This is a genomic window from Sphingorhabdus sp. Alg231-15 (assembly GCF_900149705.1).
Lineage (GTDB): Bacteria > Pseudomonadota > Alphaproteobacteria > Sphingomonadales > Sphingomonadaceae > Parasphingorhabdus.
Genome location: NZ_LT703001.1, coordinates 2,660,001 through 2,672,052, shown reverse-complemented (window position 1 = coordinate 2,672,052; position 12,052 = coordinate 2,660,001). Strand labels below are relative to the sequence as shown.

Annotated in this window: 9 protein-coding genes, 2 tRNA genes and 2 rRNA genes (1 of these 13 running past the window's edge); all 13 read right to left on the bottom strand. The window is 47.5% G+C overall.

Annotation, left to right across the window (positions count from 1 at the left end):
* Positions 1 to 30: 30 nt before the first annotated feature.
* A complete protein-coding gene (locus DG177_RS13230) occupies positions 31 to 2,211 on the bottom strand; it encodes a helicase HerA domain-containing protein (protein ID WP_108811903.1) in 2,181 nt (726 codons plus the stop codon).
* 1 nt (position 2,212) lies between these two features.
* Entirely contained in the window at positions 2,213 to 2,653 is a 441-nt protein-coding gene (locus tag DG177_RS13225) for a hypothetical protein (RefSeq protein ID WP_337658828.1), read from the bottom strand.
* 334 nt (positions 2,654 to 2,987) lie between these two features.
* On the bottom strand, positions 2,988 to 3,908 hold the full coding sequence (locus DG177_RS13220; protein ID WP_108811901.1) for a zinc ribbon domain-containing protein: 921 nt from the start codon (positions 3,906 to 3,908) through the stop codon (positions 2,988 to 2,990).
* Between the two features lie 123 nt (positions 3,909 to 4,031).
* Positions 4,032 to 4,232 carry an AlpA family phage regulatory protein gene (locus DG177_RS17885; RefSeq protein ID WP_108812974.1) on the bottom strand — a complete coding sequence of 67 codons (201 nt, stop codon included), beginning with the start codon at positions 4,230 to 4,232 and terminating at the stop codon, positions 4,032 to 4,034.
* A 121-nt stretch (positions 4,233 to 4,353) separates the two neighbouring features.
* On the bottom strand, positions 4,354 to 5,502 hold the full coding sequence (locus tag DG177_RS13210; RefSeq protein ID WP_108811900.1) for an ATP-binding protein: 1,149 nt from the start codon (positions 5,500 to 5,502) through the stop codon (positions 4,354 to 4,356).
* On the bottom strand, positions 5,499 to 5,966 hold the full coding sequence (locus DG177_RS17880; RefSeq protein ID WP_443216441.1) for a phospholipase D family protein: 468 nt from the start codon (positions 5,964 to 5,966) through the stop codon (positions 5,499 to 5,501). The genes DG177_RS13210 and DG177_RS17880 overlap by 4 nt, the downstream gene beginning before the upstream one ends.
* Before the next feature lie 83 nt (positions 5,967 to 6,049).
* Positions 6,050 to 7,192 (bottom strand): hypothetical protein, encoded by a 1,143-nt coding sequence (locus tag DG177_RS13200; protein WP_108811898.1) that lies wholly within the window; start codon positions 7,190 to 7,192, stop codon positions 6,050 to 6,052.
* Positions 7,189 to 8,535: a helicase HerA domain-containing protein gene (locus DG177_RS13195; RefSeq protein ID WP_108811897.1), complete on the bottom strand. Its 1,347-nt coding sequence runs from the start codon at positions 8,533 to 8,535 to the stop codon at positions 7,189 to 7,191. The genes DG177_RS13200 and DG177_RS13195 overlap by 4 nt, the downstream gene beginning before the upstream one ends.
* Positions 8,536 to 8,543: 8 nt before the next feature.
* Positions 8,544 to 10,370: an ATP-binding cassette domain-containing protein gene (locus tag DG177_RS13190; protein WP_337658827.1), complete on the bottom strand. Its 1,827-nt coding sequence runs from the start codon at positions 10,368 to 10,370 to the stop codon at positions 8,544 to 8,546.
* Between the two features lie 216 nt (positions 10,371 to 10,586).
* Positions 10,587 to 10,673: transfer RNA gene (locus tag DG177_RS13185), tRNA-Leu, on the bottom strand.
* Between the two features lie 244 nt (positions 10,674 to 10,917).
* Positions 10,918 to 10,994 (bottom strand) — tRNA-Met (locus DG177_RS13180).
* Between the two features lie 133 nt (positions 10,995 to 11,127).
* Positions 11,128 to 11,242, bottom strand: a 5S ribosomal RNA gene (gene rrf / locus DG177_RS13175).
* 161 nt (positions 11,243 to 11,403) lie between these two features.
* Positions 11,404 to 12,052: ribosomal RNA gene (locus DG177_RS13170) — 23S ribosomal RNA — on the bottom strand (it continues 2,148 nt past the right edge of the window).

The window sequence follows — 12,052 nt, the reverse complement described above, 5'->3', positions numbered from 1 at the left end:
CACTTGGCCCACAGGCTTTTTGAATGAGAACTACCACTTGTCAGCCGGCTCAGTATCTACTTGCCCCTGAGAGGCATCACCCTTTGGCTTTCTACTAGTGGCACTTTGATTGGAGCCGTCTGGATTGCCTCCGTTATCTGGACCGCCGCCGCCGCCATCTGGCCCATTTTCGGGCGTATCGCTATCGCTTTCATCACCGTCTTCTTCTTCATGTCCCAATTCTGAATGATGAACTGCATAGCGGTCGCGCATTGTCTCACGCTGTTCCCTGCGATCTGCTTCGCCCATCTGCTCCATATCTTCCAGATATCCGAAAGGAAATTGAAGTGGCACGGCATTTTTGGTGACACCTCTGATGTGGGTTGCAAAACTACCTTTACCTTGAGATTCGATAAATTCTGCTTGGGTGTAGAGCATAGGTGCAAGCGCGCGCGCATCTTTTGCTGAAACGCCGCCCGCAAACTTAATTGCGGTGTTGGCGGCGAAGGCTTCCTGAAGTTTGGGTTCGAGTTGACCAAGATATTGATGAGCTAGAACCATGCCGACATTATATTTGCGCGCCTGCGCCAATATGATGCCGATATTGCGATCAAAATAATCTTGTGCTTCATCAATATAGACCATGGTTGGAACGCGTTTGTTCGCTGGTAACGTTGCTCGTTCTTGAGCCGCTTGGGCGATCATAGCGATAAAGAAGCGACCGAATATTTCGGTACCTTGCTCCTTGAGCAAATCTTTCGCTGTATTGATCAGAATGACTTTCCCAGCGTTCATCTCAGAAAATAGATCAAGCTTGGAGCGAGGATGCGAGAACATGCGTTCAAATGTCTGGTTTTCCAAAATGCCCCAAAGACGGCGCAAGACTTGCTTCTTTGTTTGCTCAAACTCGCGGCCTGCAAATTCCGTTTCGAAAAAATGCTTTGGGGTGCCGGATAGCTTGGCGATATGCTCGGAAAACTTCTTTTCGCTTTCCGGCTCCATCAATTCACGGAGCGTGTGAATGGTTGCATCGGGAATATGGAGCATCAACCGTGTGACGTATCGAAAGATGACATTTTGCTTTTGCGTCATCTGCGCATCGAGCAATGTGCCCAGAACAAAATCATACAGCTCCAGGATTGAATTGGTGAGACGCTCGCGTTCCAGCGCTTCATATTTCTCAAGCCGTTCCTGACCGACATCAAAGAGGTTTAACGAAACGGGATATTCAACATCGCTTGGGTCAATGATGACAAGCTTGTCGCGCAGCGTTCCATCTGGTCCAAAATGCGCCAATTTGGCGATATTTTTGATAAGGTCTCCCTGACTATCCAAAACGATGATGGAACGCTTCTCACGCTCCATTTTGGCTAGATCCTGGGCAATCAGATATTGAAGCGTTTGCGTTTTTCCGTGGCCGGAACCGGCAACGATGTGATGATGCTCGAATCTTGATTTTGTAGGGATGCAAAACTCAAGGCTCTGGTCAAACAAATGAACCAGCGGGGTTCCACCAAAATAGGTTTCTACCATTTGCTCGGGCGTTTTGGCATCAAATTGGGTCGGTTTTTTGGGTGCACGTTTGAAGCTAGCAGGATCGGCAGGGTTGCCGCCAGATGCAGCAATGATATTGTACTCCAATTGTGCATGGAGTCGAGGTAGCTGGCCACCTTCAACTAACTCATCTGATAGACCAACGCTGAGAAGTGTTTCTGCGACCTCGCCAATATCGCCCAAGCTACGTAAAAGGTCCGTCGCAACGGCAATTGCGTCATCATCGCCGTCATCTTCGAGCAAGGCTGGGCATGCTTCGTAGATGGGTTTTAAAAATGCGATAATGGCAAGCGTCAGCAGCTCAACATTGGCATCGAAATTTTGCACCAAATCATATTGCCGGGAAAGCTCTTCTCTGATTTCCCACAGCTCAGCGACTGTGCGCTCGCGATCCCAATCTATGTTCGGCAGGATGTACAAATTGTCATTTTCGAAAAGTTGTTCGACAAGCCCTTGGATCACTGCCTTTTGCTGATCAGAATTGGCGGCAGACAAATTACCCTGCGCTTGGCGCGCAATGGACGTGATCAACCGTTTGCGATCACTGTCAGATCCAATGTCAGCTTCTTCAAAGCGGCTTGAAACCTCATTCCATTTTTGTTGGACAAGTTGCTTTTCGCTAGGCCGAAAAAGCCCGTGGATAAAACTATGAAACCAGGCGCCAAAGTTGCCGGTCATATCAGGCGAACTTTACGACGACGTCTTTTGCCTCTTCTCGTGGCAATGATGGAACAGGCACGGTTTCGACGCCATCCCAATGCTTGGCGGTCTCTAATACCTGACGCAGCACGATGCATGCGTTGTCGAGAAGCGCTTCCTTTTTGGCCAGTTCAACAATGCTGCCGCATTTGAAACGCCGCCCATGAATGAGATCACGCATGAATATGGTCTCACGCTTTTCGTTAAACCACCAAAAACCCGCAACCACGCTTGCCAGAACACCTGCTGCCAGTCCGGCAAATACGTTTTCAGAGTTTGCTCCAACGAATGTACCAGCGACAAGGAAGGCAATAAAACCGATCGCAAAGGACCATTTGAGAATATCTTCATCATCACTGATGAGAACGATTGATTTACCCAGTTGATATCGCTCGGCGAGGTCACGTTCGTCTTCGGTCATTTCTGTCATCGACCACAGACGAAAAACAACTCGTCCTCTCCAATTTCGATTTTGTTCTCTTTTAAAAAGCAGATCCATTTATGCCCTCCTATTTTGCCTGTTTTGTATTCTGCGTTCACGAATGGACAGACAGCCTTTCTGATAAAATTGTGTCAGTAATTAAAACCTAATGAAATAAGGCTTGCTCGCGAATTCTTAGAGAATGAGCGAGCTATTATCTTGAAGTCATTCTGTATCCCCATTTGTAGATGATTAGCCATGTTCCTCAATGAGCAGCAGTGGATGGGGACCCGAAAATTGTTTGATGGGGATAGAAGGATCATGGCTCGTATCCCTATCGCGACATGCGTTCGGCGATTGCCAAAACCTCGGAACAAGGCAAGTCGCTGCGAAAGTATCGATAAGCTTTTTCCGTTAGATCGGAATCATAGCTAATCCAAATCACCGGCCAGCGCGCGTCTTCTTGCACTGTCAGCCCGGAACCTTCTAGGCTATTGTTTCCACTTTCAGCGAGCTGATATCCCGGGAGTTCATTCCCCGCGCTCAATATGTTTACTAGATCATATCGCGTAGCACCGAAGTCGATTTTAGTTTCTGAAATCGAAAACAATGTGTCTCTGCCAACGTCCGCACATGAATTCTTGTTTGACCATTGGCCTTGCAAAGAACTCGGGAAAGTATAGCCAGCCTCATGTGCGATTTGATCATCGCTCAATAGATTGCCGCCCCAGACATAGCCGCCGTTCGCTAGCTTGAACCATTGAGACGATGGGTCAAACGCTTTTACTTCGCGGGCAAGTATCGTTTCACCACCGGCGAGAGTTTTTATGACCTGCGTCCCTTGGCTGGTTGGATAGTCACGGACATTCGCCTTTCCCATGACGAAAAATTCTTTCTCTTCGGAGAGAAAAATATCTGCATAATTTGCAAAGTCCGGCAATCCGTCATCAGTCAGTTCGAGTTCTGGTTCTTCGGCTTCGAATAGCCCCGCTATCTCATTGGAGATTGGATTTTCCGTCAACGCAATTAGCAGGAAGGCGAAGACCACGCCTCCGCCGATCATTTTATTGCGATTTGTTTCCTCCGTAACAAAGTCCATCGCTGCGTTAACAACCTTGCCCAGTCCTTCTCCAAGCTGGAATAGAGCATTTGCTATTTTTTGGTTTAACGGTTGCCCGGACAGCGTAACCTCGCCACATTTTGGACAAAAAGCGGCACGATGATCAATTGATACTCCACATGATGTACAGTCCATAATTGCTTCCCCCAAAGCAAAATTCGCTATTTTAGGCCCGATAAAAAACCACTAACCGATGCCGAATCGTTTGCCTAATAACAAAATGGGTGACCGGGTTTGCAAACCCGATCACCCGCTCCTTTAGCAGGAGTGTCGGCTTGGTTCTTCGCGGCCTTCCAGTCTTATGGTTAGCCAGTCCAGCACCTCATCCTCAACCCAACCCACTCTGTTAGGGCCAAGTTGTACCCGCTTGGGGAATTGACCGGCCTTTTCGAGTCGTGCGATGTGTTGCGGCGAGTATAAGACTAGCTCCTTCAACTGATGCTTTGAAAGTATCCTCATCACGATTTCTCCTATGAAAGAGAGCATCGCGATGCCCCGGTTACGACAATACCCCGAGGTTCGATCAATCTAACATTGATTCCTGCATTCCCCAAATTGGTAAGTTAGCCAATTAATTGCACTAGTTGATACCGAGGATCTGTGCTGCAAGTTCACCAGATATTTCGGTGCCGGGCTCCACATCGTGCCGGCGAACCGCGCGTTCGAAGACCCTTTTGCACTGAATAAACAAACTCCGAGGAGTGATGGAGACTTCATTTCCGATGATGACATTAATTGCATCGCTAGAAAATGGATAAGTTGTCCCCATATATTGGGATTCATCGACTCTATAGTGGTCAAGTTGATTTTGGAAAAATTCGCGCGCCATGACATCGTCTAACAAAGGGAACTCAATGTAAGCGCGCGTCATTCTCTTTATAAGGTGACCAGACATTATTGCTTCAATTAAAGCTGCCGATGCGGTGAAGCTCAGTAACAGTCCAAATTTGTATGGCAGAGAATTCAACAATTCACGTAGCCCCGTAAACACTAGCTCACTCTCCGCCGTTTTCATGTCAGCGAGCATTTCACACTCATCAATAAAGATATAAACCGATTCCAAAATTTGATCTTCATTGGGAAATACCAAAGTAAGCACACGAAAAAAGTCACCGAGCACTTTGGCGGCTGCATAGTCCGAATTTATCTTCCCTTCGTACTCTGGTCCATCGCATGGTTTGGTACCTGTGAAGAAATCAAAAATATCGGCATCGGGGTCTGTTCCGCGAGCCAATAGCTGGATCATCGATCGATCTCGTTCTTGGAAATTTGCATCGACCTGATGATAAAATGTGCTTTTGTCAGGAACTTCACCCATCCCAGCTGCGTCCGCTGCTTCGTCGACAATTGCAGTTCTAATTTCAGCCACTTTGCCGCAATAGATAGCTATTCTCTCACGGCCAATGGCGGCGAAGATATGATGGACGATACTTGAGAAGTTTACTTTATCGCTCAATCTCGGTCGATCTAAGAGAATTGCAAGTGAATTGAAGTGATCTTGATTTTCATTGATGAACGTTTGGAGATATCTAAGGGCATGACTTTTCCCAGTACCATACTCACCGTAGAGCACAGCAAACTCGCTAACTCCAATATCTCGGGATCGAACCCCTTTGACCAAGTCGACTAAGTCTTCGCGAAGCTCTTGACCACCCGCCCAGTTGTGGACACTGTTTTCAGGGGCTATCGGAAACGGGTCCTGTACAAGATCGAAATCCTCAAATTTCATGTTACCTCCTCGGCCCCTTCAGGGCGTTCTCGGTTTATCCAGGCTTGATATGTAAGCGCTCCAGGCCCGGTCAGGCGCGCGACTTCTCGATCACACGGAGTTTTCGGGCCGATTCCCTCAAGCTCTGCCATTAACTCCTGGTTTTTTTCAAGTCCACCTAACGTGAAGTTCGAAGAACCCACGAAAGATCGAAAATGACCTCGCTGATAGCAAATGTGGTAAAGTTTCGAATGTAAATAGGGATTAGGTCTCACTAAAAATTCCACTCCATCTCTGTCCAGGGCTCTCGCCATTTCCAGTGAGATAGCATTTTGGTCAATGGCCGGTGGTCGTGTGATTATGGTAATATGTGGCTCGGATCGACGCCGAAGAAACTCGCAAAAACCTACCACGTTTTCAAACGGCTTAGGTAGTTTGTGGAAATAAGGAGAGCAAATTGTTATCGAACTTATTTCTTCAGTCAACGAGGCGCAAAAGCGTTTAAAAAATTCGCGTGTAGCAAGAACGTTCTGGAACGTAACTTGACCATTGGTTGCTGACAATTAAACTACTCCGCCCCTGATTTCACACTATAAAATCCCATATTTCCTCTTAACGCCGAGAGGCGCTCCAGTCTATCTTTGTTTGTTCTAAAGAGTGTATCGAATATTTGAGTTTGATCATAAGCTATACCATCTTTTTGAGATTGATATCTAACAAACTCTGTTGGTAACTCCATTGATGCTTGCGATGCATGTTGAAGTTTGGCGAACGGGAACGCATCAATCATAGTGGCAAGTAATTTTTCGATTAGCTTGCTACTCTGCTCTTCGGTCGGTGAAAGCTCTGATTGGTTGAATTTGATTTCATCAACAAAAGGGCCGACAGCTAGATCTTCTGTACTTATTCCTAATGCTTCCTGCGTCCCCGCCTGAGGTCCAAGCCAAAAATAGCTGCCGCTAGGCATTAATGCAGATGCAACCTGTCGGCCTTTGGCCGATATGCGCATGGTCTCATTGTTTTCATTGCCGTCAATTTCTGTGAGAGCCAGCATTCGAAGCCAACCCCGTCTAGGCGTCATGTGATGACGAGCTGTATTCTTCGAGGGAATTTCTATCTTCGGCTTGCCAAATCCATCATTGTTCACTTTAAGCCAAGAAATTTTTTGCTCGATCCGGGCTCTCAGCACTCTTTCTGGTATTGCTTGAACTAACCATTCGTAACGATGTTGGCGAATGGCGGTAACGAAAGAAATGTAGAATTCTTCAATGTTTGTATCAGGTTTGTCAAAAATGTATTTGAGTAATGCTGCTATAGAATCGGCGTCTGATAAGAGCACGACTCGAAGTACAAAATACTCATGAAACTCTGCATCAGAAAGTTTGCTGCTTGCAAAGAGTGCACGACCAAGCTCTGTAGGGGAATACCGACTCATTCGTGCATCTCGTCCGGATATTTGTTGGATGATGCCAAATGCTATCGCAAAATTTATGATTTCTCTTCGATATTTTCGCTCTAATGGCCGTTCCTCAACATTCTTGCCCAAGAAATCTATGATTTCTTCTTCATAAACAGATGGCTGGTCCGCAAAGACAGTAAGAACCGATAATATGCGATCAATGTCATACGCACCTGATGTGTAACCAATATGCCGCGACAATGCAGCGGCCAGTTCGGCTTCTAATTCTTCTCGATTGCCCAGTGTGCTCACTCTGGCGTCGTACCTCCGTGCGCAGAGCTACGTGGCCTCACTCTGGCAACAAATATGCGAGTGCTGGCACTATCCGCAATGACACATTCTCCAGGTTGCAAACTTCGTATCAAATCACTTGTGTTTGCTCCGTCGTGGCCATCAATTTCATAACTGAAGGCTTTTCGAGTTGGCATTCTGGCGCTTGCCGCATTCAAATCAGTATCGAAGCCCAACGTGTGAGTTATAGTAAGATCTACTTGGCTCATTAGCTTCGAATCAACTGCAGAAGGCTGTTGCGTCGCGAAAATTAATGAAAGTCCTGCGTCGCGTCCACGTTTGACATAATCGATTAATGGTTCCGTTGCTGCAGTGGAACCCTCTGCAGGAATCAGGACATGTGCTTCATCTAAGACCATCCACAGCCGCCGCGCCAAATTCTCATTATCATGACTGATCGTTGATTTAGCGCGGGCGCTCACTTTTCGTTCTTGTTGCACGCGCCCCATTTTGTCCAACGATAGACGTGTGATTACACCTACGATCAATCCTCTAAGTGCTTCGGAGAGATTACGCATCAGGATAACTGTAAGTGCACCTTTTGATAATAGTTCGTCGACAGATATTCCGTCCGGTCCAATGATCTCGGCGTCATCAAGACTTTCCAGTCGCCAACGCAGTCCGTCGATTGTGCTTTGTTGGTGTGAGGATAAAGGTCCCTTGATATTGCAGTGATCAGCCAATTCAGTGGGCGTTAGCTTCTTGGTTTGGTTGAGCAGAGTTTGTAGAGCTTGACCCATCGGAGAGAATCTTTCCAATTCAAGAATTGCCAACCAATCCGAGAAAGTTAACTGAGAGGATGACAGAGTGAACGGAATTGCGCCCGGAACTTGTGTGTCACTTGATGCAGGAATCCAAACTTTAACATCTTTTAAACAGTCCCCTTGCAGCCCCCAGCGCGTAATTTCTTCGCATTGGCTTTGGTCCCCCGGAACATTTTTGTTCGGTTTGTAAGCCAACGTCCAAAACTGATCCTGAATATCAAACACAATCGCAGACCCGTCAGAATCGAGATCGTTGGGCGGAATCAATCCCTCTAGTAAGACGCCTAGGTCATAGGATTTTCCGCTTCCTCTGCTACCGAATATTCCGATTACATGTGGAAATGAAACATCTACAAATACATTGTGATCCAGCAAAGACCCGGTTCTACTTTGCTCTAGGACCTTTCCAAAAAATGCCGATTGGTTCGGGTTAGCATTGCGCGAACCAACTATTAGTGCCTTGCTTTTCGGATCGACGTTAAATGAGTTCTGGGCGTTCGTTCGAAATCTAGTTTCGGTAAGGACCTTTCTGTATTTCACATCTAACCTTAGCTGATTGTTGGTTGGGCTCCACGCCTTAGCATAACAATCTGTTGAGGGTGCAGAAAATCTTCCAAACGCTCATGTGCGGCGGTGGCGGCAACTGTTGTGAAACCAAGGTTATTTGAGAGAGATTTCAAGCCCTTGCAGACCGCCCTCATGCTGAATCGATCAAGAGGCTCACAAAAATTGTCGATCAACAATACGTCAGGCCGCCGACATGCGGCGATGGCGATTTGCAGTCGATAACGTTGCCCGGAACTAAGGCTCGAAATCGGTCGTACTAATAGCTGAGGCTCAGCAAGGCCGCAGCGACCAGCTATCTCCAGAAAACAATCAAGTGTATTCTTTCCAATATAATCAAGTGGCGCCTTGCTAAAATCGAGATTCGGTAGTGTCTCCACGAGCCCCTTTGCATCCACTTCGCCGCCGAAAACAACGCTGCTCGGAGCAGCGACTGGATTGTCGCTAAAACTATGACGAATGGCTTCCAAAAGGAGCGATTTTCCAGACCCGCTACCACCGCAGATCAGTGTCAAATTGCCCTGGCGGAGCGATAGTGTTGATGGAAGTTGAACGTCACTTTCTAAGTGTGACCCGACAAATCCGAAGGCATCCTGGATTAACCGCCCTTCGTTGGTTTGGAGTATATTTGATGTAGTTTTCACACCTATGTTCGATAAGTTATAGACCTGATCCTTCGATCGCATGTGACTATATGGAGTATCAGAACGGCAAGCGAGCGCACGTTTTTTGACGTATTTAGCTGCCGACGGAGTGACGCCTGCTATGTAACATGGCTTAGGCCGCCTATTCAGCTTGTAGAGCGCTTCCCATGCATCTTGATCAAGTTGGCTAGGATCATATTGCAACTGCTCGATCGCCTCCTCAAGGCTTGCTCCAGCAGCTTGCATATGATCAATCATTGTCATCGCATAGCTCCTCTGGAGTGTCATGATTCCTCCTCCACCTTGCGGCATTGCGGTTTTACCTTGTGGGGAAAGCGCCTTCTTCACAAGATAGTTCATATCCTTTTTTACTCGATGCTGGTTGCCTTCTGTTTCTCCAGCGTATTGGAATTCACCATTGAGAAAGGGATAATATCGGAGCATTTCTGCTGTGATTTCGAGAAATCGAGCCCTTCTGCCGCCGTAGTGCCACTTCGATCCCGCAAAGCTTCGCGCAGCATCTGAAAAGGGTCTCGCGAGGCCTAGGCCTCTAAGCTCGGGATGGATCACAAACCGAGAAATCCTACAAATCAAACTGCAATATTTCCGGGAGGATTCAGAGTCCCACTCATGCCATGATATACCCTGCTTTTCGCGGTATGGCCCAGCGAAAAGGCGTTTGCGGGCGGTGTTAGCAATCATGCTAGAAGTTAGCTCAATAAATCCAATGACATTGGGTAAGTCAGGTAGGTTTGTAGTTGCGATGATTGGAACACTGCGCCCAGCTCCACCTGCTCCGCGATAGTGAAACTTTCTCAATTCGCGAAACTGAGCCAATTCAGAATCAGTTTCTATCTCTTTGAAGGTTACTGATAAATTCACGCCTCCTAAGTCCAACTGTTCGGATTTTTTCCAGGGATTTGCAATATCTATCCATTGTTTGTCTTGCCTGATGAAAACGGACAAACCTTCTCCTTGGATCTTTACTTCGTCGTTTTTGCCAATCGGTAAATATCTGCGCCCAATAAATTCTTGGTTGTTAGACAATTCCAGTAGGACCTTGTCATTCCATATTTTCCGTTTGGATACTGTTAGGCTTTGGGATTCGTTCAAACGCGGCCTTCTTTCTCGTCTGTTTTGTTTGGAGAAACATTCTTGTTTTTCCATCGATAGGCAGCATAGCACCGTTCGTATGTGAAGGCCAGGTCAAAAGCAGTCAGATGACGAGTGCGGGAGTTGGAGTTCAGAGAGCTACTCAAAATCACCTGCCCGTTAGATGAACATACAGACTCATTACAACTCAGATTGAGGGGTGGTCTATAAGGTGGGCCATATTTCTAGATCAAATTAAATGCATCTATATCAGTGTATTACTCAAGTATCTGGTGCCCAGAAGAGGACTCGAACCTCCACATCCTTGCGAATACTAGCACCTGAAGCTAGCGCGTCTACCAATTCCGCCATCTGGGCACGGGGTAGGCGATGCGCTTAGCGGTAATTCGAGATGCTTGTCAATGCCGGTTTACTGCTCTTTTCACCCAAATTTTTACCCTGTGCTGATCCAATGACAAAGCCGCACAAATCTAGCCATATTCTTTCAATCCGGTGGCGGTGAATTCGGCGAAATTTGGGGACAGGCTCCTTGGGCGAGGCTGAAACCTGCTCCGCGTCAATAGCAAAAACAGAAAACCCCGCACGAGGCGGGGCTTGTTGTTGGTTGCGGGAGTAGGATTTGAACCTACGACCTTCAGGTTATGAGCCTGACGAGCTACCGGACTGCTCCATCCCGCGCCACCAATGGTAGTCATATTGCAATGACTGCCAAAACTAAAAAAGCGGCCGGCCCAATCAATGGACAGGCCGCTTTTTGAAAAAGTGAATGGGTTATTTCCTCGTAACTACATCTCCATGCGCCTGCTGCAATGCCTGGCGACGACCTACTCTTCCATGCCTTAAGACAAAGTACCATCGGCGCAATCTGGTTTCACGGCCGAGTTCGAGATGGGATCGGGTGGGGCACAGATGCTATGGCCACCAAGCAATGAAGCAAGCGCATAAGCTGTAATCACGGGTCTTTTAATCGATAGTTCGTTGGTAAGATATGCATGTTTAAATCCATGCACATATTACCGTGGGCTGAGCTTATAATGTCCAGCATCAACGACATTGTCTTCCAACATTGTTGTTGATGGCGGGATTCTACAAGCGCGAATTGAGTAATTAGGACTGGTTAGCTTCATGCATTACTGCACTTCCACACCCAGCCTATCAACGTGGTGGTCTTCCACGACTCTATGATAACTTATCTCGAGGGAGGCTTCCCGCTTAGATGCTTTCAGCGGTTATCCCGTCCATACATAGCTACCCAGCAGCACGCCTGGCGGCATGACTGGTACACCAGAGGTATGTTCAACCCGGTCCTCTCGTACTAGGGTCAACTCCTCTCAATTATCGACGCCCACGGCAGATAGGGACCAAACTGTCTCGCGACGTTCTGAACCCAGCTCACGTACCACTTTAATTGGCGAACAGCCAAACCCTTGGGACCTGCTCCAGCCCCAGGATGTGATGAGCCGACATCGAGGTGCCAAACGATTCCGTCGATATGAGCTCTTGGGAATCATCAGCCTGTTATCCCCGGCGTACCTTTTATCCGTTGAGCGATGGCCCTTCCACGAGGGACCACCGGATCACTATGACCGACTTTCGTCTCTGCTCGACTTGTCAGTCTCGCAGTCAGGCGGGCTTATGCCATTGCACTCTAACAGACGGTTTCCAACCGTCCTGAGCCCACCATCGCGCGCCTCCGTTACTCTTTAGGAGGCGACCGCCCCAGTCAAACTACCCGC